At 67.4% G+C, this 24,853-nt stretch carries 25 protein-coding genes; 15 read left to right on the forward strand and 10 right to left on the reverse strand.

The window, feature by feature from the left end; all coding sequences use genetic code 11:
• Positions 1 to 134: 134 nt before the first annotated feature.
• The 15 genes from M1M07_RS24380 (at position 135) to M1M07_RS24450 (ending at position 15,085) form a co-directional block, all read left to right on the forward strand.
• Positions 135 to 1,247 (forward strand): aromatic ring-hydroxylating dioxygenase subunit alpha, encoded by a 1,113-nt coding sequence (locus M1M07_RS24380; RefSeq protein WP_248675818.1) that lies wholly within the window; start codon positions 135 to 137, stop codon positions 1,245 to 1,247.
• 25 nt (positions 1,248 to 1,272) lie between these two features.
• Positions 1,273 to 1,476 carry a ferredoxin gene (locus M1M07_RS24385; protein ID WP_138998046.1) on the forward strand — a complete coding sequence of 68 codons (204 nt, stop codon included), beginning with the start codon at positions 1,273 to 1,275 and terminating at the stop codon, positions 1,474 to 1,476.
• Complete coding sequence (locus M1M07_RS24390; RefSeq protein WP_248675819.1) at positions 1,473 to 2,654, forward strand: NAD(P)/FAD-dependent oxidoreductase; 1,182 nt, start codon at positions 1,473 to 1,475, stop codon at positions 2,652 to 2,654. Before M1M07_RS24385 ends, M1M07_RS24390 begins: the two co-directional genes overlap by 4 nt.
• A 48-nt stretch (positions 2,655 to 2,702) precedes the next feature.
• Positions 2,703 to 4,208: an APC family permease gene (locus M1M07_RS24395; protein WP_231610794.1), complete on the forward strand. Its 1,506-nt coding sequence runs from the start codon at positions 2,703 to 2,705 to the stop codon at positions 4,206 to 4,208.
• A complete protein-coding gene (locus M1M07_RS24400) occupies positions 4,205 to 5,257 on the forward strand; it encodes an NAD(P)-dependent alcohol dehydrogenase (protein WP_248675820.1) in 1,053 nt (350 codons plus the stop codon). The genes M1M07_RS24395 and M1M07_RS24400 overlap by 4 nt, the downstream gene beginning before the upstream one ends.
• Positions 5,258 to 5,291: 34 nt before the next feature.
• Positions 5,292 to 5,798: an Lrp/AsnC family transcriptional regulator gene (locus M1M07_RS24405; RefSeq protein ID WP_197252893.1), complete on the forward strand. Its 507-nt coding sequence runs from the start codon at positions 5,292 to 5,294 to the stop codon at positions 5,796 to 5,798.
• 103 nt (positions 5,799 to 5,901) lie between these two features.
• Positions 5,902 to 6,228: a putative quinol monooxygenase gene (locus M1M07_RS24410; protein WP_248675821.1), complete on the forward strand. Its 327-nt coding sequence runs from the start codon at positions 5,902 to 5,904 to the stop codon at positions 6,226 to 6,228.
• Between the two features lie 45 nt (positions 6,229 to 6,273).
• Positions 6,274 to 7,116 carry a mycofactocin-coupled SDR family oxidoreductase gene (locus M1M07_RS24415; RefSeq protein WP_138998041.1) on the forward strand — a complete coding sequence of 281 codons (843 nt, stop codon included), beginning with the start codon at positions 6,274 to 6,276 and terminating at the stop codon, positions 7,114 to 7,116.
• Positions 7,117 to 7,410: 294 nt separating this feature from the next.
• Positions 7,411 to 8,190 carry an SDR family NAD(P)-dependent oxidoreductase gene (locus M1M07_RS24420; RefSeq protein WP_248675822.1) on the forward strand — a complete coding sequence of 260 codons (780 nt, stop codon included), beginning with the start codon at positions 7,411 to 7,413 and terminating at the stop codon, positions 8,188 to 8,190.
• 30 nt (positions 8,191 to 8,220) lie between these two features.
• Positions 8,221 to 9,861, forward strand: a complete 1,641-nt coding sequence (locus M1M07_RS24425; RefSeq protein WP_248675823.1) for a rhodanese-like domain-containing protein — start codon at positions 8,221 to 8,223, stop codon at positions 9,859 to 9,861.
• Positions 9,858 to 10,748, forward strand: a complete 891-nt coding sequence (locus M1M07_RS33095; RefSeq protein ID WP_248675824.1) for an ABC transporter permease — start codon at positions 9,858 to 9,860, stop codon at positions 10,746 to 10,748. The genes M1M07_RS24425 and M1M07_RS33095 overlap by 4 nt, the downstream gene beginning before the upstream one ends.
• A 7-nt stretch (positions 10,749 to 10,755) precedes the next feature.
• Positions 10,756 to 11,517: an ABC transporter ATP-binding protein gene (locus tag M1M07_RS24435; RefSeq protein ID WP_231610809.1), complete on the forward strand. Its 762-nt coding sequence runs from the start codon at positions 10,756 to 10,758 to the stop codon at positions 11,515 to 11,517.
• 47 nt (positions 11,518 to 11,564) lie between these two features.
• Complete coding sequence (locus M1M07_RS24440; protein ID WP_197252897.1) at positions 11,565 to 12,623, forward strand: ABC transporter substrate-binding protein; 1,059 nt, start codon at positions 11,565 to 11,567, stop codon at positions 12,621 to 12,623.
• A gap of 43 nt (positions 12,624 to 12,666) precedes the next feature.
• Complete coding sequence (locus M1M07_RS24445) at positions 12,667 to 14,025, forward strand: LLM class flavin-dependent oxidoreductase (RefSeq protein WP_248675825.1); 1,359 nt, start codon at positions 12,667 to 12,669, stop codon at positions 14,023 to 14,025.
• Between the two features lie 28 nt (positions 14,026 to 14,053).
• Entirely contained in the window at positions 14,054 to 15,085 is a 1,032-nt protein-coding gene (locus M1M07_RS24450; protein ID WP_308200842.1) for an aldo/keto reductase, read from the forward strand.
• A 14-nt stretch (positions 15,086 to 15,099) separates the two neighbouring features.
• Here the strand turns inward: M1M07_RS24450 and M1M07_RS24455 are convergent, their stop codons facing one another.
• From M1M07_RS24455 to M1M07_RS24500, 10 genes are all read right to left on the reverse strand, one after another.
• Positions 15,100 to 15,465, reverse strand: coding sequence for a VOC family protein (locus tag M1M07_RS24455; protein ID WP_248675826.1), 366 nt, complete (start codon positions 15,463 to 15,465; stop codon positions 15,100 to 15,102).
• 89 nt (positions 15,466 to 15,554) lie between these two features.
• Entirely contained in the window at positions 15,555 to 16,775 is a 1,221-nt protein-coding gene (ribB, locus tag M1M07_RS24460) for a 3,4-dihydroxy-2-butanone-4-phosphate synthase (RefSeq protein WP_248675827.1), read from the reverse strand.
• Positions 16,772 to 17,272 (reverse strand): flavin reductase family protein, encoded by a 501-nt coding sequence (locus M1M07_RS24465; protein ID WP_197252899.1) that lies wholly within the window; start codon positions 17,270 to 17,272, stop codon positions 16,772 to 16,774. Before M1M07_RS24465 ends, ribB begins: the two co-directional genes overlap by 4 nt.
• Positions 17,269 to 17,769 (reverse strand): NADPH-dependent FMN reductase, encoded by a 501-nt coding sequence (locus M1M07_RS24470; RefSeq protein ID WP_248675828.1) that lies wholly within the window; start codon positions 17,767 to 17,769, stop codon positions 17,269 to 17,271. Before M1M07_RS24470 ends, M1M07_RS24465 begins: the two co-directional genes overlap by 4 nt.
• A gap of 174 nt (positions 17,770 to 17,943) precedes the next feature.
• On the reverse strand, positions 17,944 to 19,212 hold the full coding sequence (locus M1M07_RS24475; protein ID WP_248675829.1) for an LLM class flavin-dependent oxidoreductase: 1,269 nt from the start codon (positions 19,210 to 19,212) through the stop codon (positions 17,944 to 17,946).
• The gene (locus tag M1M07_RS24480; RefSeq protein WP_248675830.1) at positions 19,209 to 20,096 is read right to left on the reverse strand and encodes an LLM class flavin-dependent oxidoreductase; all 888 of its coding nucleotides are present in this window, start codon (positions 20,094 to 20,096) and stop codon (positions 19,209 to 19,211) included. Before M1M07_RS24480 ends, M1M07_RS24475 begins: the two co-directional genes overlap by 4 nt.
• Positions 20,078 to 20,914, reverse strand: a complete 837-nt coding sequence (locus M1M07_RS24485; protein WP_248675831.1) for an alpha/beta fold hydrolase — start codon at positions 20,912 to 20,914, stop codon at positions 20,078 to 20,080. Before M1M07_RS24485 ends, M1M07_RS24480 begins: the two co-directional genes overlap by 19 nt.
• Complete coding sequence (locus tag M1M07_RS24490; protein WP_248675832.1) at positions 20,914 to 22,227, reverse strand: NtaA/DmoA family FMN-dependent monooxygenase; 1,314 nt, start codon at positions 22,225 to 22,227, stop codon at positions 20,914 to 20,916. Before M1M07_RS24490 ends, M1M07_RS24485 begins: the two co-directional genes overlap by 1 nt.
• Positions 22,228 to 22,309: 82 nt before the next feature.
• Positions 22,310 to 23,833: a sugar ABC transporter ATP-binding protein gene (locus M1M07_RS24495; protein WP_248675833.1), complete on the reverse strand. Its 1,524-nt coding sequence runs from the start codon at positions 23,831 to 23,833 to the stop codon at positions 22,310 to 22,312.
• Positions 23,830 to 24,849: an ABC transporter permease gene (locus M1M07_RS24500; RefSeq protein ID WP_248675834.1), complete on the reverse strand. Its 1,020-nt coding sequence runs from the start codon at positions 24,847 to 24,849 to the stop codon at positions 23,830 to 23,832. Before M1M07_RS24500 ends, M1M07_RS24495 begins: the two co-directional genes overlap by 4 nt.
• Between the last annotated feature and the right edge of the window lie 4 nt (positions 24,850 to 24,853).

Raw genomic sequence — 24,853 nt, forward strand, 5'->3', positions numbered from 1 at the left:
GGTCGGGTGGCCAGTCCTTTCAAGCCCCACTCGAGAGTTGGGCAACCAATCATCAGCCTCGCCCGGCCCGCCCGGGTTACAGCACAACGTAACTCTCACGAAGTAACTGCACCTACGAACTTAAGGACCCCCTCGTGGCGATTTCCCTCGACGACGTGCGCGACCGCTACGCGCTTCCCTCCGTCGACCGGCTCCTCTCCGACCTCGACGCCGGAGAAACCCTGCCCGCGCCCTTCTACTACGCACCCGAGATCCACCAGCTCGAACAGGAGAAGATCTTCTCCAAGTCCTGGCAGTACGCGTGCCACGAATCCGCGGTCGCCAAGCCCGGCGACTACGCGGTCACCCGCGCCGGCGCGATCCCGATCATCGTCACGCACGGCCGCGACGGCCAACTGCGCGGCTTCGTCAACGTCTGCCGCCATCGCCTGCACTCGATCGCCGAGGAGAACGGCAACAAGCCGCTGCTCCAGTGCCCGTACCACGGCTGGACGTACGGCCTCGACGGCAAGCTCAAGACGGCCCCGCGTTCGCAGCGCGAGCCGAACTTCGACTGCTCCACGATCTCCCTCGAACCCGTCTCCGTCGAGCGGTGGGATCAGTGGATCTTCGTCAACCCGGATCCGAACGCTGCTCCCCTCGCCACCGTGACCGCCGATATCCGTTCCCGCACAGACGAACTCAACGAGGACCTGCGCGATTACGAATTCCAGATCCGCTACGAGTACGACATGGAATGCAACTGGAAGCTGTGGGCGGAGAACGCCGTCGAGTGCTACCACTGCCCCACCCTGCACAGCACGAGCTTCGGCAAGACGTACCACACCTCCCCCGACGACTACGCGATCGATTCGTCCGACAACACGATCTGGCACGCCGGTCCGATCAAGTGGCTGCCCACGAACGTGGATCCCGAGGGCCTCAAGGGTTTCCGGTTCGCGTTCACGTTCCCGTCGTCGTTCTTCGCGCTCGACGACTATGTCGGGTTCATCGGCAGCATCCAGCCGGTCGGGCCGCAGAAGTCGTGGGCGTTCGTCGACATGTACGCCAAGCCGGGCGCCGACCCGATCGTCGTGAAGGAATGGCTCGACATGTGGGACCGCACCCTCATCGAGGACAAGCGCGCCACCGACATCCAGCAGATCGGCTACAACTCGGGCCGGGTGCGGTCCGGTCGCCTCCTTCTCGACAGCGAGAGCCCGCTGCAGTCGTTCATGCGTACCGCGGTCACGGCACTCTCGTCCTGACCTCCCTACGACGAAAGTCGGAACGATGACGAAAATCCTTGTGGATCTTGGCAAATGCCAGGGATACGCGAACTGTGTCGTCGCGGCACCGGACATCTTCGATCTCGGTGACAGCGGCAAGGTCGACCTTCTGGAGGCGACCGTCGCCGACGACCGCCTCGCCGACGTGCGGGAAGGGGTGCGTTCGTGCCCCGCGGCCGCCCTCACACTCGAGGAGACGGCGTCATGACGCACGTGGCCGTGGTCGGTGCGTCGCTCGCCGGGTTCCGCGTCGCCGAGGGCCTGCGCGCCGAAGGTTTCGACGGCGACATCACCCTGATCGGCGACGAACCGCATCTGCCCTACGACCGGCCGCCGCTGTCCAAGTCCGTGCTCGTCGACGACGAACCCGCCTCGACGGCATTCCAGGACGCGGCATGGTTCGCGGACAACCGGGTCACCCTGCACCTGGGCGAGACCGCCCGCCGCCTCGACACCGCCGCGCGCACCGTCCACACCGATGCCCGTTCGCTGAACTACGACGAACTCGTGGTCGCGACCGGGGCCACGCCCCGCAATCCCTTTCCCGACGCACCGGACGGTGTCTTCACCCTGCGCACCGCCGACGACGCCGCGCGCATTCGCACTGCCCTGCGCGCGGCCCGGCGACTCGTCGTGATCGGCGCCGGCTTCATCGGCCTCGAGATCGCGTCGTCGGCGCGGCGTCTCGGTGTCGATGTCACCGTCGTCGAGCTCGAACCCGTGCCCCTGACCCGCAGCGTCGGCGACGACGCGGCTGCGGTCCTCGCCGACATCGCCCGCGCCGACGGGGTGCACCTGCTGTGCGGCCGGGCCGTCGCCGAACTCCGCGGCACCACCACGGTCGAGTCCGTCGTCCTCGACGACGGAACCGAGCTGCCGTGCGACGCGGTGGTCGTCGGGGTGGGTGCGGTTCCCGCGACCGAGTGGCTCGCCGGCAGCGGTCTCGAGGTCACGCGCGCGGGACTGATCTGCGACGCGACCGGACGCGCGGGCGACCACGTGTGGGGTGTCGGCGACGTCTGCGCGTGGACCGACGACGCGGGCACGCCCCACCGTCACGAACACTGGACCTCGGCCGCCGAACAGGCCAAGGTCGTCGCGCACAACCTGGCGTGCGACGACAAGCGCACCGTCACCGCCGCGACGTACGTGTGGTCCGACCAGTTCGGGCGGCGTATCGACATCGTCGGTGACATCACAGGGCACGACGACTTGCGCGTCCTCTCCCGCAACCCCGACGACCTCGCCTACCTGTACGCCCGCGACGGACTGCTCACGGGTGCTTGCCTGATCGGCCAGCCCCGGCTCATGGTCCGCTGCCGCCAGTGGATCGCGGCACGCACTCCCGTCGCCGACCTCGAACTCTGGGTCTCGTCCGCGCCGTGAGCGCCGACGTACCCTCCACTCATCAGGCAACTCGAAAGGGGCCACCCAATGAGTTCGCTCGACACATCGGGTTCCGATCCCGCACCCGAGCACATGGTCCGCACGCTCACCTGGCGTGACGGCATGGTCTTCGCCCTGAACATGCCGATCGGCCTGTTCCTCACGCTCGGCTACACCGTCGGCGCGATCGGCGGCTGGACCGCCATCTCCATCTGGGCCGTCGCGTGCTTCTTCGCCTTCCTCCAGAGCCACCTGTTCTCGGAGATGGCCGCGATGTTCCCCGACCGCTCGGGCGGCATCTCGGTCTACGCCTACGAAGGCTGGAAGCGCCACTTCGCGCCGCTCGGTGCGATCGCCGCGTTCGGCTACTGGATGGGCTGGTCGCTGTCGCTGTCCGTCGAGGGTGTCGTGCTCGGCACCCTCATCGAGCAGGCGTTCTTCCCCGACAACGACATCGCGATCCGCCTGCCCATCGGCCACGAACTGGGCCTGCCCTATCTCATCGCGATCGGCGCGATCGTCTCGGCCTGGGCACTGAACTACTTCGGCATCAAGATCGCCGCCGGCGTCGCCCGCATCACCGGTGCCCTGCTGGTGATCGGCCTGGCCGTCCTCGTCGTCGGACCATTCCTGTCGTCCGGCGCCGACTTCGACATCACCCGCCTGAGCTGGACCGGCACGAGCTCGCCGTTCGACTGGAAGGTGATCGTCGTCTGGTTCTACATCACCGCCTGGACGACCTACGGCACCGAGGTGTGCGCGAGCTTCGCCGCCGAGTACAAGGATCCGGTCAAGGACACCTCCCGCGCGCTGCGCCGCTCCGCCCTGATGATCATGGGCCTGTACATTCTCGTGCCCTACGTCGTGGTCGGCGCCCTCGGCGAGCAGACGATCGGCGCGAACCCGGTCAACTACATCGGCATCGCGTTCGAGCACATTCTCGGTTCGTATGCGTGGCTCGGCCAGGTTCCGGTGATGGCCGCGTTCGTCATCGCGATGATGACGGCGACCGCCGACGGCGGGCGATCCCTGTACGGCATCGCGCAGTCCGGCGGCACGATCCGCCAGTTGGGCGAGCTCAACCGCTACGGCGTCCCGGGTCGTGCCCTGACCACCGACATGCTCATCAACGTCATCATCCTGATCGTGCTCGGGGAGCCGATCGCGATCCTGCTCGCGAGCAACCTGGGCTACCTCACCGCGGTGACCCTCGCGGTCGGCGCGTTCGTTCTGCTCCGCCGCGACCGCCCCGACATCATCCGTCCGATCCGCCTCGCGAAACCGTGGGTCGTCATCGCGTGCGCCCTGTTCGCGATCAACACGTTCGCGATCGCCGTGGGCATCCTCAACCCGGGCCTGACCGGCTACGGCGGCCTGAGCGAAACCGTCACCGGCATCGGCATTCTCATGATCGCCTGCGTGCTCTGGTACTACCGCCAGCGCATTCAGGACAAATCGACGATCGAGTGGCGGGTCCACGACGACCCCCTTCTGCCCCTCGACACCGCATCCAGCGAACCAGCCCCCGTTTCCGATTCCAGGAGCCACCCGTGAAATCCATCCGCGTCCACGCCTACGACACCCAGCCCTCCCTCGACGAGGTGCCCCAGCCGACCGTGCGGGACCCGCACGACGTGATCGTCAAGGTCCGCGGCGCCGGAGTGTGCCGCACCGACCTGCACATCATCGAGGGCCAGTGGAAGGACAAGAGTTCCGTCGCCCTCCCGTACACGATCGGGCACGAGAACGCCGGCACCGTCACCGAGATCGGCTCGGCAGTCACCAACGTCGCCGTCGGTGACTCGGTGATCCTGCACCCGCTCGCCACGTGTGGCCTGTGCCTGGCCTGCCGCAGTGGCGACGACGTGCACTGCACGCACTCCGATTTCCCCGGCATCGACACCGACGGCGGCATGGCCGAGTACCTGCGTACCTCGGCGCGCAGCGTCGTCAAGCTCGATCCGTCGCTCGAACCGGCCGACGTGGCGGCACTCGCCGACGCCGGGCTCACCGCCTACCACGCCGCGCGCAAGGCCGCCGCGATCCTGCGTCCCGGCCACACCGCCGTGGTGATCGGCGCCGGCGGTCTCGGGCACATCGGCATCCAGGTCCTGAAGTCGATGACAGCCGCGCGCATCGTCGTCGTCGACAGTTCCCCGGATGCGCTGGATCTGGCGAAGCAGATCGGCGCGGACGCGACCGTCGTCGCCGATGGCACCGAAACGCAGCAGGTCCTCGACCTCACCGGCGGCAACGGCGCCGAAGCCGTCCTCGACTTCGTGGGCGAAGGCACCGCGATCGAAGCCGGTGTCGGGATGCTGCGCCGCGCCGGGTCGTACTACGTCATCGGGTACGGCGGTCGCCTGGACGTGCCGACCATCGACATCATCAGCACCGAGATCAACTTCGTCGGCAACCTGGTGGGCACCTACAACGACCTGGTCGAACTGATGGCGCTGGCGGCGGAAGGAAAGGTCAAGCTGCACACGGTCAAGTACCGGTTCAGCGACTTCCAGCAGGCGCTCGACGACCTGCACCACGGACGGATCCGCGGTCGCGCGGTGCTCGTGCCCGACGACGAGTTCGACGGTCAGCGTGGCTGAGCCGCGTCACCGGACCATCTCCTAAACTGAGCGGATGCGCAAGATGCCGAACCCGTCGAACGGAGACCAGAACTCGGGAGAGAACCCGGGCGACGGTCTCGACGACATCGACCGCGGCATCCTGCGCCTCCTCCAGGAGGACGGCCGCATGCCCTACCGGCAGATCGCCCGCGAGCTGGGTGTCTCCGAGGGAACCGTCCGCATCCGCTCGAGCCGCATGCAGGAGTCCGGCGCGCTCAACGTCATCGCGATCGCCGATCCGTTCCGCCTCGGGTACAGCGTCCTCGCGTTCGTCCTGATCAAGGTGGAACCGGGCGCGCAGGACCGGCTGGTCCAGGAGCTCACCGCGCTCGACGAATCGACCTATGTCTCCACCTGCATCGGCCGCGCCGACCTCTACATGCAGCTGGTGTGCCGCGACAACGACCACCTCCACGAACTGCTCCACCGGCGCATCCCCGCCCTCGGCGGGATCCGCGACCTCGAAGCGTTCATGGAACTGGAAATGCACAAGGTCTCGTACCGCTACAACCTGTCGTGACACACCGGGCGTGAGCCCGGAATCCTTCCCCCACTCCCTGCGGCGCCGGCAGCGCTCGATTCGTGCTGCGCCGCACCCTTTTCCACCCTCCAAAGGGAGAATCATGATCTTCATCGTCGTGAAATTCACCGTCCGGCCCGAGGAGGCCGACACCTGGCTGGAGCGCACCCGGGACTTCACCGACGCGACCCGCGCCGAGACCGGCAACCTGTGGTTCGAATGGTCCCGCAGCGTGGACGACCCGAACCAGTTCGTGCTCGTCGAGGCGTTCCGCGACGGCGACGCCGGGTCCGCACATGTCGCGTCGGAGCACTTCCGAGCCGGCCTCGACGCGATGCGTCCCGCGCTCGCCCGGACCCCGCAAATCCTCAACACCGAGATCCCCGGCGTCGAATGGGCACGCATGGGCGAACTCGACCTCGGCGACTGACGCCACCGAACATCCACTGCTGCAACAGAAGACAAGGAAGTCGTCATGACCGGAAGAGTCGAAGGCAAGGTCGCATTCATCACCGGCGCCGCGCGCGGGCAGGGCCGCAGCCACGCGGTGCGCCTCGCGCAGGAAGGCGCCGACATCATCGCGATGGACGTGTGCGGCGAGGTCGGCCGCACCGCCGAGTTCTACCATCCCGCCACCGAGGCGGATCTCGCCGAGACGGTCGCGCTCGTCGAGGCCGAGGGCCGCAAGATCGTCTCCTACACCGCCGACGTCCGCGACTACGACGGGCTCGCAGCGGGATTGAACGACGCGGTCGCACAGCTGGGCCGTCTCGACATCGTCGCCGCCAACGCGGGGATCTTCCAGTTCGGCGACGAGGTTCCGGACCTGCTCGTCGGCGACTGGAACGACGTCATCGACGTCAACCTCAACGGCGTGTTCAACACGTGCAAGGCCGCCATCCCGCACATCGTCGAAGGCGGGCGCGGCGGCACCATCGTCATCACGTCGTCCGACGCGGGCGCCAAGGGCTTCGCACGGTTCGGCCACTATGTCGCGTCGAAGCACGGCGTCATCGGTCTGATGCGCACGCTCACAATGGAACTGGCTCCGCACTCGATCCGCGTCAACGTCGTGTCGCCCACCAACTGCAACACCGACATGATCCAGAACGAGGCCGTCTACAAGCTGTTCCGTCCCGACCTCGAGGAGGTCACCCCGGAGCAGTTCGCCGAGGCGTCGGGAACGCTGCTCGCGTTGCCCGCGCCGTGGGTGGAGCCGGTCGACGTGTCGAACGCACTGCTCTTCCTCGCCTCCGACGAGGCTCGTTTCATCACGGGCGTGAACCTGCCGGTCGACGGCGGGTCGTCGGTGATCTGATCCCACAGGGTCTCCCCCGGTACCCACAAAGACAGCCGCGCGTGACTGGTCACGCGCGGCTGTCTTTTGCGTCGGTGGACTCGGAGGGCATTTGTCACCGGTGACCGACTCCCTAGAACCAGGCTGAGCCAAAAGGGTTTGATTCCGACCTCTTGTTCCTAAGTTCTGTAAGCACATCGTGCCCGCAAGCCGGGTGCGGCCGCGTCATGACATCCCTGCGATCGGAATACATTCCGCAATCGCGGTTTTCGCGCGGAACCAGGGTGAACTACAAGGAACGGTCACAACTCGAACATGGGTCTCGAACTCGAAGGCAAACGCGCCATCGTCACCGGTGGGGGCACCGGAATCGGCTATGCGATCGCGCTGGAACTCGCGACACAGGGCGCCTCGGTCGCCATCGCCGGTCGCCGCACCGAGGTACTCGCCAACGCCGCCAAACGCATCGAGTACGCGACCGGCGCGAATGTGCTGCCGGTCGTTGCCGACACCGGCGACGACGAATCCGTGAAAGCGCTCGTCGACACCGTCGCACAGGAGTTCGGCGGCATCGAAATCCTGGTGAACAACGCTGCCGAACAGCCCGCTCAGCACGGGCCGAGTTTCAACGACGCCGACGACGAGTGGTTTCACCGGCAGATCGACGTCAAGGTCATCGGCTATCTCCGCACGATTCGCGCGGTCGCGCCCCTGCTGATCGAGAACGGCTGGGGCCGGATCATCAACATCAGCGGCACGGGTTCGCGGCAGACCGTGTCCGTCATCGGTTCCGTGCGTAATGCGGGCGTCACCGCCTTGACCAAGAACGTCGCGGACGAACTCGGCAAGTACGGCATCAACGTGACGGTCGTGCACCCGGGCGCGACGCGCACCGAACGTTTCGAGGAGTTCCGGAACCGCGCTTTCGTGAACGAATCGACCCGAAAATCGCACCTCGACAACGTCATCGGCCGAGTCGTCGAACCCGAGGAGGTCGCCTGGGTCGTGGCCTTTCTCGCGTCGCCGCGCAGTGCCGCGATCACCGGCGACGGAATCGTTGCCGGTGGCGGCATTCCCGGCTTCATCTACTACTGACCGACTTCACGTCCCGCGGAGGAACACCCCATGCCCACTGTCACCACGTCGACCATCGCAGCCGACGAACTGCACGATCTCTTGTCGAGCCGCGACGAATACGCGCTTCTCGACGTCCGTGAGGCCCGGGTCACGGCCGAGGAGGGCTCGATCCTGCTCGGTGTTGCGGTCCCGCTGAGCCGTCTCGAACTGCGCGTCGACGCACTCGTTCCGCGACGTTCCACGCCGGTGATCGTCTACGACGGCGGCAAGGACGACCTCGCGCAGCGGGCGGCGTCCCGGCTCGCCGAGCTCGGCTACGCGGATGTACGCGTGCTCGACGGCGGGATCGCCGCCTGGGCGAATGCCGGCTACACGGTCCAGTTCGGTGGCGACAACGTCGTCGGCCAGGCGTTCGGCGAATGGATCGAGGAGGTCTACGGCACCCCTCACATCAGCGTTCCGGAGTTCCGCGCCAAGGTCGCCGCCGGCGAGGACATCGTGGTGCTCGACAGCCGCCCGATCGGCGAGTTCGAAAACCACAGCCTGCCGGGCGGCACCTCCATTCCGGGCGCGGAACTGGTCTATCGAGCCGCCGAAGTGGTGAAGTCGCCCGAGACGCTCGTCGTCGTCAACTGCGCCGGGCGGACCCGCAGCATCCTCGGAGCGCAGGTCCTGATCAACGCGGGACTGCCCAACTCGGTCGTCGCGCTGGAGGGTGGCACGCAGTCGTGGGTTCTGGAGGGGCTGGAACTCGACCACGGCAAGCATTCGGCCGCGCCGCTTCCCACCGGTTCTTCCCTCGACCAGGCGCACGCTGCCGCAGAGCGCTTCCGCGATCGCTTCGGAATCCGGTCGATCGACAAGGCGACCCTCGCGCAGTTCCGCACCGAAACCGACGAGCGCACCCTCTACGTCTTCGATGTCCGCACTCCCGACGAGTACGCCGCCGGCCATCTGCCCGGCACCGTCTCGGCGCCGAGTTGGGACGTCGCCCCGTGGGTGTTCCGCTACATCGCGACCCACAACGCCCGCATCGTGCTGGTCGACAACGACTCCGTGCGCGCAACCGTCGCGGCGTCGTGGATCGTGCAGGTCGGCTGGGGCGAGGTGTACGTACTGGAGAACGCGTTCGACGGTGAGGAACTCGAGACCGGCACCGGCCCGGCAGCACAACTGCTCGGGTTGCCCGGCGACGTCACGACCGTCGATGCCGCGACGCTGAAGGACAACATTGCCGCCGGATCCGAGCAGGTCGTCGACCTGCAGCCGAGCCTCGATTACCGCGACGGCCACATTCCCGGTGCTGTGCATGCACTTCGGTCCCGGCTGGTGAACTCCGTCGCCGACATCCCCGGCGACGGCACGATCGTGTTGACCTCGCCCGACGGTGTCCTTGCGACCTATGCGGCCGCGGATCTGGCCGGTGCGACGCAGCGACCCGTCGAGGTCCTCGAGGGCGGTACCGCCGCCTGGGTCGCGGCCGGTGAACAGCTCGAGTCGGGTGACGAGAACCTGTTGCACGGACGCGACGATGTGGTCTTCACCCATTGGCGCGAGAGCGACCCCGAGGTTCAGAAGGCCGGGTTCCGCAAGTACCTGTCCTGGGAACTCGGCCTGGTCGCCCAGTTGCAAGCCGACGACACCGTCCCGTTCAACGCGTTCACCCAGCCGCAGGACAGCTTGTCGTGACCGCCGTCGACGTCTCGCGCGAATCCGCGTCGACGGAAGACGACACCGCCGGCGGCCCGGCGGCCCGGCCGGAAGTCGAGAACCTCAGCCCGAACACCGGGACCGGCAGGATCGGAGCGGCCGCCCGGGTGTGGCGCGGGCGGGTGCTGCGGTTCCTCGTCCCCGTCGCGCTCATCGTGCTGTGGCAGCTGTCCTCGGTTCTGGGCTGGGCGGACGAGTTCACCCTGCCGCCGCCCAGCAAGATCCTCGCCGCGTACGGCGAACTGTGGTCGAACAACGACCTGCAGGAAGCGCTGCCGGTCTCGATCCGGCGGGCCGGGATCGGCCTCTTCTTCGGCGTCACGTTCGGTCTGGTCCTCGGCCTGTTCGCGGGTCTGTGGAAGATCGGCGAGGAGATCTTCGACGCTCCGCTGCAGATGCTCCGCACCATCCCGTTCATCGCGGTGGTGCCGCTGTTCATCACCTGGTTCGGTATAGACGAGAAGCCCAAGCTGATCCTCATCGCGGCGGCGACCGTGTTCCCGGTGTACCTGAACACATACCACGGGGTGCGCGGCGTCGACAAGAAACTCATCGAAGCCGGACAGACTTTCGGTCTGCAGAACTGGCGGCTGGCCGCGCGCGTGATCCTGCCGACCGCGCTTCCGTCCGCGTTGACCGGCATCCGATATGCCTCCGGCGTATCGCTTCTCGCCCTGGTGCTCGCCGAGCAGATCAACGCGCGGGAGGGCATCGGCTATCTGCTCAACAACGCGAACCAGAACCAGCGGCAGGACATCGTCATCGCCGGGATTCTCATCTACGCCGCGCTCGGCATCGTCGTCGACGTGGTGATGCGGATCATCGAACGTTTCGCGCTCCCCTGGAGGCCCCGTGTCACCATCTGAAAACTCTCTGCCGAGCGAATCCGGCAGCGAGACAGGTCCGTTCGCGGTCGACGCCCGGGGTGTCCGGCGGGTGTTCGGCGACCGGGCCGTGCTCGACGGCGTCGATCTGCAACTGCGGCAAGGCGATTTCGTCGCCCTGCTCGGACCGTCCGGAACCGGCAAGACGACGCTGCTCCGCATCCTGGCCGGTCTCGATGCCGCCGACGGCGGGACGGTGGTGGTCCCGAGGTCCCGGTCCGTCGTATTCCAGGAACCCCGGCTCGTGCCCGCCCGGCGGGTGTGGCGCAATGTCGTGCTCGGCAGCCGCCACGTCCGCCGCGATCGCGACCGTGCCGTCGCAGCGCTCGACGAGGTCGGACTGGCCGGACACGCGGACGCCTGGCCGGTCACGCTCTCCGGTGGTGAGGCACAGCGTGTCGCGCTGGCGCGTGCGCTCGCCACCGAGCCGGGGCTGCTTCTGCTCGACGAGCCGTTCGCGGCGTTGGACGCGCTGACCCGCATCCGCATGCACGACCTGGTGGGGGCACTCATTCGCCGACACAACCCGGCGGTGCTGCTCGTCACCCACGATGTCGACGAAGCCATCCTGCTCGCCGACCGAATTCTCATCCTCTCCGACGGCAACATCGACGTGGACATCACCGTCGACATCGACGAACCGCGGCGACGCAGCGACGCCCGCTTCCAGGATCTGCGTCAGGCACTGCTCGACAAACTCGGCGTCGGGCGCGCCGCGCGCGCCGCGGCGCTGGCCGCGATCGGAAACTGACCCGACCCGCCCGGCGCTCGACCATCACCTACAAGGAGTTACCCCTCGTGTCCGTCCCTGCCCGTTTCGCCGCCCGCGCCGGCCGCCGGCTCGCCGCCCTGACCGCCGTACTCGCGCTGGGAGCCGGTCTGTCCGCGTGCAGCAGCGCCGACAGCGCGAACAACGACGACCCCCGGAACGTGACCCTGACGTTCGGCTTCCAGACCGCCGACTATCCGGCGTTGCTCGAGGCATCCGGGCTGTTCGAGGACCTGCCCTACACCCTCGAAACCCCGGTCATCGCCGGCCCGGCCGCTCAGATCTCGGCCCTGTATTCGAAGGCGACCGACTTCGGTCTGGTCGGCGAGAACACCGCCGCCTTCGAAGCCGCCAACGCCGAAAACGACCTCGGCAACGCCGATCCGAAGATCTACACGATCGCCGGTCTCGCCTACGAGGGCACGCCCTATCCGGCCCCGGCGCTCTTCGTGAAGAAGTCCGCCGGGATCTCGAAGATCGAAGAGCTGAGGGGACATACGGTCGCCTACAACTTCGGCGGCAACATCTACGCCGGATACGTCAAGATCCTCGCCGATGCCGGGCTGACGGTGGACGATATCGAACCGGTTCAGCTGCCGGACAACCAGGCCGCCGCCGCGGCGTTCGCCGCCGGGCAGGTCGATGCGGTCGTCACCAGCTACTCCCACGTCGCCAAGGCCATCGAGTCCGGTGACGCGGTGCAGCTGACGACCAACGAGGAATTCGGCGTCAAGGGCGGCGCCGGGTTCATCACCCGGCCGGACGTGCTGGCGGACGCGGGCAAACTCGCCGCGGCCGAGGACTTCTTCGCCCGGTTCAGCAAGCTGTGGAGCGAGTGGTACCCGGCGCACGAGGCCGAGGTGACGGGCATCCTGCAGGACGTCCTCAAGCAGGCCCCGGACATCGCGAAGATCAATTTCGAGAACGGCAAGCACGGCAGGCTCTACCGCGTCGGCGATCCGGAGTTCATCGCCTCGCAGCAGAACATCGTGAAGGCGGCGTACGCGGCCGGCGGTGTCAAACACGACTACGACATCGCCAAGGTCTTCAATCCCGTGTTCGACCACATCACGGTTTCCGACCAGTGACAGCATCGCTCCCGCACCATCTTTCGAGGACGCCGAGAATCACATGACCAGAACCCGTCAGCTGCACCTGAACACGAACGCGCTCAACGCCGGCAAACATCCGGCCGCGTGGCGGATCCAGGACGACCCGCTGGGTATCGTCCACATCGAGTACTACCGCAACATCGCGCGCATCGCCGAGCGCGGGACCTTCGATGCCCTGTTCCTCGCCGACGGCCCGGCCCTCCCCGGTACCGTCGCCGAGCAGACGTGGAACTCGCTCGAACCCTCGGTGCTGCTCGCTGCGATCGGTTCCGCGGTCGAGCACATCGGCCTGATCGGGACCATCTCGACGACGTTCAACGACCCGTACAACATCGCGCGGCGCTGGTCGACCCTCGACCACGTCACGCACGGCCGCGCGGCCCTCAATTTCGTCACCACCCAGAATCCCGAAGCGGCAGCCAATTTCGGGCTCACCTCGCTCCCCGACCGTGAGGAACGGTACGCCCGGGCCGAGGAATTCGTCGAGGTCCTGGTCAAGCTGTGGGACAGCTGGGAGGACGGCGCTCTCGTCGCCGACCGGTCCACCGGGCAGTACGCCGACGTCGACCGCATTCATGCGATCGACCATGAGGGACAACGCTTCTCCGTGAGCGGCCCACTCAACGTCCCCCGCACACCGCAGGGACGTCCGGTGATCGTGCAGGCGGGAGACGGCGGCACCCACATCGCCGCCAAGTACGCCGACGCCGTGTTCAGCGCGCAGACCGTGTTCGAGGAATCCCAGAAGTTCTACCGCGACCTCAAGGCACAGGCACAACGGCACGGTCGCCGTCCGGATCAGATCCTGCTGCTTCCCGGCCTGTTCCCGATCGTCGGGAGCACCGAGAAGGAAGCGCTCGAACGCAAGGCGCTGCTCGACTCGTTCCTGGACCCCGACGAACAGAAGGCCGAACTCGCCACGAAGCTCGGGCTCGAACCCGACGACCTCGAACTCGACAAGCCGCTCCCCTATCACCTGCTCGACACCGAACGGTTCGGTGCGTCGGCCGGCTTCTACAAGTCCACCCTCGCGCTCGCCCGCAAGGAGAACCTCACGGTGCGTGGCATCCTGGCGCGCAACCCGGGTGCGCACCGGCAGATCGTGGGCACGCCCGAACAGATCGCCGACGACATCGAGAAGTGGTTCCTCGGCGAGGCGGCCGACGGATTCAACCTCAACGCCGACTCGTTCCCGACCGGGCTCGAGCCGTTCGTCGACCACGTGGTGCCGATCCTGCGCAAGCGCGGCATCTTCCGCCACGAGTACACCGGCACCACGCTGCGCGACCACCTCGGCCTGGACCGGCCGGAGAACCGCTACGTCGGCGAAACCGGCTGGCAGAACCACTCCGCGAGCAGCCGATACGTCGGCATCTAGCCCACCACCCAGAGAAAGCGAACGACCAGTGACAACCATCCCCACGCGCCGACTCGGCAGCGACGGACTGTCCGTATCGGCCCTCGGACTCGGCTTCATGAGCTTCACCACCTCGGCCGACGCCGACGAGCAGGCGCTGTCCACCGCGCTGGTGGACGAGGCGATCGACCTCGGCATCAACTTCTTCGACACCGCCGACGTGTACGGACCGGAATACAGCGAGATCCTGCTCGGGCGTGCCATCGCGGGCCGCCGCGACGACCTGATCATCGCGACGAAGTTCGGGAACGCACTCGACCGCGACACCAACCCCGACCACCGCTCCGTCGACGGCCGCCCCGAGTACGTCCGGACCGCCGTCGAGGCGTCGCTGCGCCGACTCGGCATCGACCACATCGACCTCTACTACCAGCACCGCGTCGACCCCGAGGTGCCGATCGAGGAGACCGTCGGAGCACTCGCGGAACTCGTCGAGGCCGGAAAGATCCGCTACATCGGCCTTTCCGAGGCCGGCCCCGGCACCATCCGCCGCGCACACGCCATCCACCCGGTCACCGCGATCCAGAACGAATGGTCGCTGTTCAGCCGGCAGATCGAGGACACCACGGCCGACGTCGTCCGCGAACTCGGTATCGGCATCGTCACGTATTCACCGCTCGGACGCGGATGGCTCACCGGCCGCCTGCAGCAGCCCGCCGACGTCACCGGCCGCCGCGCGCGACATCCGCGCTTCGCGCAGGACGTGTTCGAGACCAACCGCCGGTTGGCCGACGAGGTCGCCCGCATCGCGACCGAGATCGGCGCACAACCCGGCCAGGTCGCACTCGCGTGGGTGCTGTCCCGTGGTGAGGACGTCGTCCCGATCCCGGGAACCCGGCACAAGGAATACCTGCGGGAGAACGTCGGCGCCCTCGACGTGACCATCGACCCCGAGCACGCTGAGCGGCTCGAACAGATCGCCGCGCAGGTCGCCGGCGAGCGGGCACTCCGCCCCGAGCACCTCGGAACCGAGGCGCCGGTTCTCGACGCCGCGTCCGTCGGAGAGGGCGTTTCGCAATAGTCAGGTGCCGCTGGTCATCCGGCATCGTCCGAGTGACTGACGATGTTGACGACGGAACCGTCCGGCGCGCGCACGAAGAACCTGCGCACACCCCACGGTTCCGTCGTCAGCGGATAGACGATGTCGAACCCCCGACGCTGCGCCTCCTCGTAGGCGGCTTCGACCTCATCGCCGACGTGGACGGACAGCACGGAATCGACCGGTGCGGTCGCGTCGCCGCTGACTAGCTGGACGACGGCCCGCCCGTCCGGAGTCTTGAACCGAGCCACCCACCCCAGATTCATCTCTTCGACGGAGAGCCCGAGATAGTCGGTGTAGAAACTCCGAGCCTCCTCGATGTCCGGGACGTTCAGATTCGCCGTGATGCCGGTGGGTCGCATGCCGATCACTCCTGCCGAGTCGTCCTCATCACGCTCGATTCCACTACAGGCCGCGACCTCGCGCGGAGCTTTCGAACGGATACCGCCGTTCAGCCCTCGGCTGCGGGCAGCATGTGCCCCATGCGGCGCCGTTTGGTTTCGAGGTAGCGCACGTTCGCCGGCACGACCCCGACGTGCAGGGGTTCACGGCCGATCACGGAGATCCCGTTGTCTTCCAGACCCGTGATCTTGGCGGGGTTGTTGGTGAGCAGCCGCACCGACCGCACCCCGAGATCGTGCAGGATCGCCGCGGCACCGCCGTACTCGCGACCGTCCGCGGGTTCGTCGAGTTCGAGGTTGGCCTGGACGGTGTCGAGTCCGTCGTCCTGCAACCGGTAGGCGGCCAGCTTCTTGAGCAGGCCGATCCCCCGGCCCTCGTGTCCGCGCAGGTAGACCAGCACCCCGCCGTCCTGGGCGAGCCGTTCGAGCGCGGCGTCGAGTTGCGGACCGCACTCGCAGCGCTGCGACGCGAACGACTCCCCGGTCAGGCACTCCGAATGCACCCGCACCAGGGACCCGTCCGTCGGTGTTCCCGCGAGCAGGGCGACGTGGTCGGCGCCGGTGTGCCGGTCGAGGTAACCGACGGCCCGGAACGTCCCGAACCGCGTCGGCATGAACGTTTCGTCGCCGCGCACGATCCGGCCGGTCGGGACGACCGGAGCCGGGAAGGAGTGCACGGCCCGGTAGTTGCGCAGTTCCTCGATCGTGAGAACGGGCAGGTCGTGGCGGGCACCGAGGTCCTCGATGGCGGGCATCCGCATCATGGACCCGTCGTCGGCGACGAGCTCGGCGATCACACCGACCTGCGGCACTCCGGCCAGCGCGCACAGGTCGACGGCGGCCTCGGTGTGACCGGGGCGTTCGAGGACTCCGCCGGGCCGGGCCCGCAGCGGCAGGATGTGTCCGGGCCGGATCAGATCCCGGGCGGTCGCGGTCGGATCGGCGAGGACCCGCAGCGTCGTGGCGCGGTCCGCGGCGCTGATCCCGGTGGTGACGCCGCGGGCGGCGTCGACGGTGACGGTGTAGGCGGTCTGCTTTGGATCCTGGTTGTCGGCGACCATCGCGGGCAGGTCGAGGGCGTCCGCCCGCGCCCCCGTCATCGGTGCGCACAACAGGCCCGACGTGTGCCGCACGGTCCACGCGATCCATTCCGGCGTCGCGTGGTGCGCCGCGAGGATGACATCACCTTCGTTCTCACGGTCCGCGTCGTCGGAGACGAGGACGGGCCGTCCGGCGCGGATCGCGTCGAGCGCCGCCTCGATGCGGCTCATGACGCCACCAGCTTCCGGAATGCGCTGCGGTGGAACACGATCGGCTCAACCGTGGATTCGGCTTCCTCGCAGTGCAGTTCGTGGACGCGCAGCACGACGATCGCGTGGTCCCCGGCGGGCACCTGCTGTTCGATCGACACGTCCATCCGGACACCGCAGCCTTCGACGAACAGCGCTCCGCCGTCCCGGGTTTCGGTGCCGATACCGGCGAACCGATCGCCGTCCTTGGCGGCGAGCACGCGGGCCGCGCGGTCGTGTTCGGAGCTGAGAACGCTGATGCCGAGCCGGGGCTGCGCCGCGAGCTTCGGCCAGGTGGTCGACGTGTTCTGCACACAGAACGCGACGAGCGGCGGGTCGAGCGAGACGGGCACGAAGGTGCTGGCGGCCATGCCGAGACGTTCGGTTCCGGTGTCGGCGCAGATCGCGACGACCCCCGCGGGGACGTGACCGAAGGCTCGACGCAGGGTAGCGCCGTCGAGGGTGGGAGTGGTCATCATGCCTCCGTTCGGACGGTGGATCGTACTGCGGCAGACCAACGTTCGGCGTAGTCCGCGATCCGGGTGTCGGTGGTGTAGGTGGAATCGATCAGGTAGAGGCCCGGCGCCGGGCAGGTCGCGCCCAGTTCGACGAGGACCGGCTTGAGCAGCAGGTCCGGCGCCATCGCGTGCGCGGGGCCGGCGCCGAGCATGAGGGGCACCGCGGTCACGTCGCGTAGTCCGTCTCCGGTGGCGAACTGGTCGAGGAACAGCTTGAGGATGCCCGTGTAGGTGGCCTTGAAGGTCGGGCTGGCGAAGATCACCAGATCCGAGGAGGCGACGGTCTCGACGGCTGCCTTGACCGCGTCGTCGCCCCATCCCAGCAGGCCGGGGCCGAGGGTGACGACGTCGACGACATGGTCAGGCGCCTCTCCGGTGAGCGCGGTGGCCAGCAGGTTCGCCGCGTCGAGAGTACGGGAGCCGGGCTTCGGATTACCGGCAACGACAGTGACCTTCATGTGGATCTCCTTTCGGGCGAGACGTTCCGCCCGTCACCGGGTATTCGACCCGACGTGTGTGTCGGGAATGCGACCTGAATGTGGCGTACATATTGCGCCGATGCACTTCGCGTCCACACGTGGATTACCTGCGGAAACTGCGCGACGTCGGCTGATTGATACGGAAAAACGCCGCTACCGGCCGACGGACATCGACCGGTCCAGTCGCTCCCGGAACGTCCCATCCGCGTACTCGCTGCGGGCGAGCCCACGACGCTGGAGCTCGGGGATCAGGCCGTCGAGCACCTCGTCGAGATAGCGCCGGGTGATGATCCCTCCCCCGCCGTGGAAGAGCAGGAAACCGTCGCCACCGACGACCTCCATCGCTTCCTCCATGCGGTCCGCGACCGTGGACGGCGAGCCGACCAGATCGAGCGAGGTCGACTCCCCCGTGCTGCCGAGAACCTTCCGGAGAGAGGACTCCCGCGTCAGTCGCTTCATCGTGTCGAGAATGCTCTGAGCCCCGTTGGTGGTCGCATCCTCCGGGATGGGTTCGTCGAGATCGTATGTGGAGAAATCGATCTCGGAGATGTTCGACAACTGGACGATCCGGCGCAGGAAGTTGTCCGACTCCGGAGAGTACATCCGGTCCCGCTTCGCAACCGCTTCCGCGTCGGTCTCCCCGAGGATCGGGGTGACCATGTACAGAACGCGGCATCGGTCCGGGTCACCGCCGCTGCGTTCGATCCGTTCCCGGATTCCGTCGCGGTATTTCTTCATTGCGTCGATACCCACCGGGACGGACACGATCAGGTCGGCCCACTCGGCAGCGAAATCCATGCCCGCCGGCGACCCGCCCGCCTGGCACAGGACGGGACGTTCCTGCCTGCCCATGGGAGTGGCGGGTCCGCTCACCCGGTAGTACCGGCCGTCGAACTCGACTCCGCCGCTGCCGGACCACATCTCGGAGACCACGCGCAGATATTCGTCGGCGCGGAGGTAACGCTCGTCGTGCTCCCACAGTTTCTCGAGGCCGACGTTCTGGGCGGCGAGATCCTCGAAGGAGGTGACGATGTTCCAGCCGCACCGGCCGTCGGACAGTTCGTCGAGCGTCGCCTGCATCCGCGCCAGCCGATCCGGCGGGTAGAGACTCGTACTCATCGTGGTCACCACTCCGAGCCGGCTCGTCTCCTGGGAGATGGCCGCCGCCAACGGAAGCGGATCGTGCTTGGGTGCCTTCACGGTGGCCTTGAACTCGGCGACCATGTCGCCGCCGAAGTTCTCGGGCACCACACTCGAATCCTCGAGCATGATGAAGTCGATGCAGCTGCGTTCGAGCGCCTTCGCCATGTCGACGTAGAAGTTGCCATCTGTCCACGCCCGCGGATCGGGCCCCGCCCAGGGACGGTTCCAGCCGGTGGGCATGTAGTTGACGAACCATCCGAGCGTCATCGGCTCACTCATGCCGACACCTCCTGTTCGGCGTGATAGGGGACGAATTCGAAGTCGGAGGCGCTCAGACCGAATCGGTCGCGCAGCAATCCGCCTCTCGGGGCGGGCACGAGCGCAGGGAGCGTCTCGTGCAACACCTGCCCGATGAGTCGACCCGATACGGCAGAGAATGCGTATCCGTCTGCGGACGTCACCGGAGGCGCCACCGCTGCCTCCCCGGCGACCCGCAGCAACACGCAGTCCGCACTCGCCCGCGCTGCGGGAATGTCCTCCTCGCACCGCACGACGAGAACATCGGCAACGTCCGATTCCGCTGTCCCCTCCCGGTATTCGGCGAACCGCACCGCGCGCCCCTGGGGTGGGCGGGGCGCGTTCAGCGGACCCCGGGTGGAGAAGTAGGGGCCGTGATAGTTCGTGACGTGGACACAGTCCGCGTCCACGTACCGGCCGGAGGGCACGTCCGCGATCAGGGCATCGGGCTCCCACGAGTTTCCGAGGGCAGCGGTCGCGGCGAGATAGTCGGCGAGCGCGTCCTGACGCTCGGTCTCGGTCGCTGTGCCGGCGCACCACCGGCCGCTGTCGTCGGTGCTCACGGTTCCGCTGTCACGACCGGAGACGAACCATCCGGCGCGGCCGCGGGTCAGCGCATCGAGGGTTCCCAGAGCGCGTGCCGTGAGAAAGGGCGGCTGGCTCCACGGGGAGATCTCCGCGACGACGCCGATCCGCGGGGCGCGACGCGATGCCGCCGCTGCCAGCAGCAGCGCCTCCGGGCAGTCGGCACCGCCAGGCAGGACCACCGCGTCGGCGCCCGCGAGATCGAGCTGGACGATCGTGCGCAGCATCGTTGCTGCGTTGCCCGGTTCGAGGAACCAGACGACTACGGGACTCGTGGGCATTCGACCTCCTCGGAGATGTCGGTGAGGAATCCGATGTAGTGCTCGAGGATCGCGGCAGGATCCTGGTCCAGGATGTAGCCGCCGCCTTCCAGGGCGACGAATCGCGCGTGGGGAATCGCGCGCACGGTCTCCGGCACGTACGGGTACAGCACGTCGGAGGTTCCGCACAGCAGCAGCGCCGGCGCGGTGACCTTCTCCAGCAGCGCCCCGACATCCGTGGAGAAGACCGCGAGATAGGCTTCGTGCCAGCGCACACCGGCCCGGAGCTTGTCCACCACCTCGCGATGCCGGAGAACCAGATCCGGCGCGTAGGCCAGGTCGGCGTCGATCGTGCCCACCTGCTCCCAGGCGGTGAGCAGATGCGCGCCGTCCATGGTCGGTGTCATCGCGGTGACCCCCACGTGCCACCGCGTCCGATCCTGCAGGGTCATGGCCGTCGCACCCACCATCGCCAGACTCGAGACCCGGTCGGGATGGCGCGCCGCCATCGTCGCGGCGATCGCGGCGCCCGTGTGGTGACCGAGTACGTGGGCGCGTTGTGCGCCGAGGGCGTCGAGGACGGCGGCCATGTCGTCGGCCCACCGCTCCAGCGCGTACTGCTCATGCGGAACGTAGGACATACCGAATCCCGGGGTGTCCGCGGCGACCAGCGTGTAGCGCTCGCCGTGTCCCGCCTCGAGGAACTTCGCGGCGAACGCTTCGTACATCGCCGACGACGCGGCCGTCTGGTGCAGCAGGAGCACCATCTCGGGGCCCGACCCCGCCGTGCGGGCATGAATCTGCCCGCACGGCGTGTCGACATAGAAGCGGTGCATCATCAGACGAACGACCGCAGGTTCTCGCGCAGCGTGGAGTGGGCGTAGTCGGTGCGCAGAAGCCCGCGACGCTGCAGGGCGGGAGCGACACCGTCGGTCATCTCCGCGATGGACTGGCGGCTGATGGGCTGTCCGTAGATCAGGAAGCCGTCACCGCCGACCTCCTGCATGAACTCGTCCATCTGCGCGGCGATCGAGTCCGGGGTACCCACCATCTCCGTGGTCTGGACGCGCATTCCGCTGAAGCCTTCACGGATGGTGCGGCCGCCGAGTTGCTTGCGCCAGACCTCGAGCTGGCTCTGATGCCCGTTGGTCGAAACATCGTCCGGGATCGGCTGATCCGGATCGAACTGGGAGAAGTCGATTTCCATGGTCGCCGCGAAGTGCGCCATCTGGACCTCGAAGTTGTGCTCCTTGCGGGCGTACCAGGCTTCGTTCTTCTCCTTGGCCTCCTGCTCGGTCTCGCCGACGATCGGGTACACCACCGAGAAGACCTTGATGTCGTCGGGGTTGCGCCCGAACTTGGCCGCGCGAGCGCGGATGTCCGCACGATATTCCTTCGCTCCCTCGACGCCGTGCGGGATCGTGAGGATGACGTCGGCGTACTTGGCGGCGAAGTCGCGGCCGCGCGGCGACCCGCCGGCCTGGCAGAAGACCGGACGTCCGCCGGGGCCCGGAGGCACGTTCAGGGGTCCACGGGACTTGTAGAAGCGGCCCTCGTGGTGGATCGGATGAACCTTCTTGTAGTCGGCGTAGTAGCCGCTCTCCGGGTCGGCAAGGATGGCTCCGTCCTCCCACGAACCCCACAGCTTCATCGCGACGTCGACGAACTCCTCGGCCATCTCGTACCGCAGGTCGTGTTCCGGCAGTTTGTCGAGGCCGTAGTTCTGCGCGGCGAGGTCCTCGCTCGAGGTCACGATGTTCCAGCCCACTCGCCCACCGGTCAGGTTGTTGAGGGTCGCGAACTGCCGGGCCAACTGGTACGGGTGGTAGAAGGTCGTCGAGGCGGTGGCGATGATCCCGATGTGCTCGGTGGCCGCGGCGAGCATCGAGGCGGTCACGACGGGATCCATCTTCGGTGCGTACCGCGCGTGCTTGAGTTCGATCTCGGCGGTGCCGCGGTAGATGTCGCTGACCATCAGCGAGTCTTCGATCATCAGGAAGTCGAAGCCGGCCCGCTCCAGGTTTCGGACCATATCGACGTAGAAGCGGCCGTTGAAGTAGTTGGTGGTGGCGTCGATGCCACTGTACGGCGACTTCCATTCGGGGGCAGCGAGGTTGCCGAACCAGCCGAGACGGAACGGATCTGCAGTCATGTTCGTGGTCCTTCTCTTCGTCGAACGCGGTTCCGCTGTCGCCGGAATCGCGAGTCTGTGTCGTCGGGATCCGACGGCGAGGTCAGTGAATTGCCAGGAGCGCGTCGTCCGCCGGGGATTCACACGCTTCGAGGAGTTGTTGCTCGGTCAGTCGCGAGCCGGACAGTTCGTCGATCAGGTATCCGTGGTGCAGCACCAGCACCCGGTGACACACCGCCGCGAGGAGTTCGTGTTCACCGGAGAACACCACCACCGCAGCGCCGTTCGTCGCCGCGGTCATGGCGTCGGCCAGCAGGTCCTTGGCCGAACCCGGGTCCACACCCTGTGTGGGTTCGTCCAGCAGCAGAACCCCGGGCTCGAGCTGCAGCCACTTCGCGAAGACGACCTTCTGCTGGTTGCCGCCGCTGAAGGCGGACATCGGCAGTTCGGGCCGGTTCGGATGGACGTTCACCTCGGTCATCAGCTGGGCGGCACGCTTGCGCATCGCCTTGATGTCCAGCCCTTTCCACCGGCGATGCCGTTGCACGACGGGAAGGATGACGTTCTCCTCGGCGGTACCTTCCACCCAGCAGCCGTCGCGCAGCCGGTTTCCCGGCACCAGGGTCATCCCGTGGTCGATCGCCTGCCGCGGATCACCCGCCCGCAGTTCGGTTCCGTCCACCAGAACGGTTCCGGCGACCGGCTTCTCGTCACCGGCGAGCAGCATCGGCAGTTCTTCCTGCCCCATGCCCGCCAGTCCGGTGACGCCGACGACCTCGCCGGCGCGGACCGTGAGGTCGACGTCCGTGACGCGTCGTCCGGTCAGGCCCCGCACCGTCAGGCGCGGGGCGCCGAGCTCGACGGTGGGAGGAGCCGGGTAGAAGTCGTCCATGCGCCGCCCCAGCATGTGGGCGACGAGCTCGGCGCGGGACGTGTCCTCGATCGCGACCTCGACCACGTCCCGGCCGGCGCGCATCACGGTCGCCCGGTCGCACACCTCCATCACCTCGGCGAGCCGGTGGCTGATGAAGATCACGCCTGCGCCGGCGTCCGCCACCCGGCGCATGAGCCCGAGCAGCCGGGATGCTTCCGGACGAGGCAGCGCGGCGGTCGGTTCGTCCAGGATGAACAGCTGCTCGTCCGTGTTCCCGTCCATCAGGCGCATCGCCCGCACCACCGCGAGCAGGGCGCGCTCGGCGGGGCTGAGGGTCGACACCTGGGCGTCGAGCGGGAAGTCGAAGCCGAGCCGGTTCATCAGCTCGCGGTAGATGGCCTTCTCGCGTCCGACACGCACCGGCGACAGCAGTCGGGCACCGTATTTGGCGTTCGCACCCAGATTCTCTAGGACGGTCATGTCGTCGACCAGACCGATGTCCTGGTGGATGACGGCGATTCCGTGAGCGTGCGGAGCGTCCACCGGGAGGGTCAGGGTTCGGCCGAACACCTCGACCGACCCCTCGTCCGGCGTCACCACGCCGGTCAGTGACTTGACCAATGTGCTCTTGCCGCAACCGTTCTGGCCGAGCAGTGCGTGAACCTCACCGGGGCGCACGTACAGGTTCAGGCCGTCGAGCGCGACCGCACCACCGTAGGACTTGCGCAATCCGAGGACGTTGAGGGCCGTCATGTCCGGGCTCCTGCCCGGCGCTTGCCGACCAGCTTGGCGGCGGTGACCGACACGATGAGCGCGAGACCGTAGAAGACGTTGGTCACCCAGGTCTGCGCACCGAGCAGCTGGAGCGCAGTGATACCCACCGTCAGCAGGTAGAGGGCGGCCACGGTGCCCCAGGCGTTGAATCGGCCGACGGTGATCGCGGTCGCTCCGAGGAATGCCGCCGCGAAGGGCTGCAGCATGTACTGAGCGCCGACGCTGGGGTCGACGGCCCCGAAGTATCCGGCGAAGCAGATGCCGATGAACGCGGCCAGCAGGCCCGACACGATGTAGGCCGACGTCCGGATCCGGTCGACGGAGATGCCGGCCAACCGTGCCGCGGCACGGTTGCCACCGATGAAAACGGTGTACCGGCCGAGCGGGGTTCGCTGGTAGATGTACCACAGCACCACAACGAGCACCCACGCGTACCAGGTGATCATCGGCAGCCCCAGCAGCTGCGAACGGGAGAAGTTGACGAAGCCGTCCGGCACGCCGGCCACGATCCGGCTGTCGGTGATCAGGTACGCAAATCCTGCCAGCGCCGTGTACGAGCCGAGGGTCGCGACGAACGAATCGACGCCCACCCGCACCACGATGAGCGCGTTGATCGCACCGACGAGGGCACCGAGCGCGAGCGCAGTGATGATCGCGACGTAGGCCGGATACCCGTTCTTGGTCATCACGGCGACGATGGCTGCGGTCGCCACCATCGTCTGCGAGACCGACAGATCGAAGTCTCCGAGGCGCAGCACGATCGTGGCGGTGAGGGCGAGCAGGAGCACCAGCGACTGGGCGTTGAGCATCGTGGTGAACAGCGATGCCGTGCGGAACTGTGGAAGCGTGGCGACACACAGCAGGACGAGCAGCCCGAGCGCACCGACGAGCGCCCAACGTTCGAACGCTCCGTCGAACCGGGACGAACTCTTCGTCACGGGAGCGGGTATCGCTTCCGGGGTGGTCACTTCAGGGGTTGTGGCGGAAGTCGTCATGCGG

This window comes from Rhodococcus sp. HM1, assembly GCF_023218075.1.
Lineage (GTDB): Bacteria > Actinomycetota > Actinomycetes > Mycobacteriales > Mycobacteriaceae > Rhodococcus.

Bases quoted from the DNA above. Each gene is read 5' to 3' on its own strand.
- M1M07_RS24385 (WP_138998046.1), top strand. From the start codon at position 1,273: ATGACGAAAATCCTTGTGGATCTTGGCAAATGCCAGGGATACGCGAAC.
- M1M07_RS24390 (WP_248675819.1), top strand. From the start codon at position 1,473: ATGACGCACGTGGCCGTGGTCGGTGCGTCGCTCGCCGGGTTCCGCGTC.
- M1M07_RS24395 (WP_231610794.1), top strand. From the start codon at position 2,703: ATGAGTTCGCTCGACACATCGGGTTCCGATCCCGCACCCGAGCACATG.
- M1M07_RS24405 (WP_197252893.1), top strand. From the start codon at position 5,292: ATGCGCAAGATGCCGAACCCGTCGAACGGAGACCAGAACTCGGGAGAG.
- M1M07_RS24410 (WP_248675821.1), top strand. From the start codon at position 5,902: ATGATCTTCATCGTCGTGAAATTCACCGTCCGGCCCGAGGAGGCCGAC.
- M1M07_RS24415 (WP_138998041.1), top strand. From the start codon at position 6,274: ATGACCGGAAGAGTCGAAGGCAAGGTCGCATTCATCACCGGCGCCGCG.
- M1M07_RS24420 (WP_248675822.1), top strand. From the start codon at position 7,411: ATGGGTCTCGAACTCGAAGGCAAACGCGCCATCGTCACCGGTGGGGGC.
- M1M07_RS24425 (WP_248675823.1), top strand. From the start codon at position 8,221: ATGCCCACTGTCACCACGTCGACCATCGCAGCCGACGAACTGCACGAT.
- M1M07_RS24445 (WP_248675825.1), top strand. From the start codon at position 12,667: ATGACCAGAACCCGTCAGCTGCACCTGAACACGAACGCGCTCAACGCC.
- M1M07_RS24455 (WP_248675826.1), bottom strand. From the start codon at position 15,465: ATGCGACCCACCGGCATCACGGCGAATCTGAACGTCCCGGACATCGAG.
- ribB (WP_248675827.1), bottom strand. From the start codon at position 16,775: ATGAGCCGCATCGAGGCGGCGCTCGACGCGATCCGCGCCGGACGGCCC.
- M1M07_RS24465 (WP_197252899.1), bottom strand. From the start codon at position 17,272: ATGATGACCACTCCCACCCTCGACGGCGCTACCCTGCGTCGAGCCTTC.
- M1M07_RS24470 (WP_248675828.1), bottom strand. From the start codon at position 17,769: ATGAAGGTCACTGTCGTTGCCGGTAATCCGAAGCCCGGCTCCCGTACT.
- M1M07_RS24475 (WP_248675829.1), bottom strand. From the start codon at position 19,212: ATGAGTGAGCCGATGACGCTCGGATGGTTCGTCAACTACATGCCCACC.
- M1M07_RS24480 (WP_248675830.1), bottom strand. From the start codon at position 20,096: ATGCCCACGAGTCCCGTAGTCGTCTGGTTCCTCGAACCGGGCAACGCA.
- M1M07_RS24485 (WP_248675831.1), bottom strand. From the start codon at position 20,914: ATGATGCACCGCTTCTATGTCGACACGCCGTGCGGGCAGATTCATGCC.
- M1M07_RS24490 (WP_248675832.1), bottom strand. From the start codon at position 22,227: ATGACTGCAGATCCGTTCCGTCTCGGCTGGTTCGGCAACCTCGCTGCC.
- M1M07_RS24495 (WP_248675833.1), bottom strand. From the start codon at position 23,833: ATGACGGCCCTCAACGTCCTCGGATTGCGCAAGTCCTACGGTGGTGCG.
- M1M07_RS24500 (WP_248675834.1), bottom strand. From the start codon at position 24,849: ATGACGACTTCCGCCACAACCCCTGAAGTGACCACCCCGGAAGCGATA.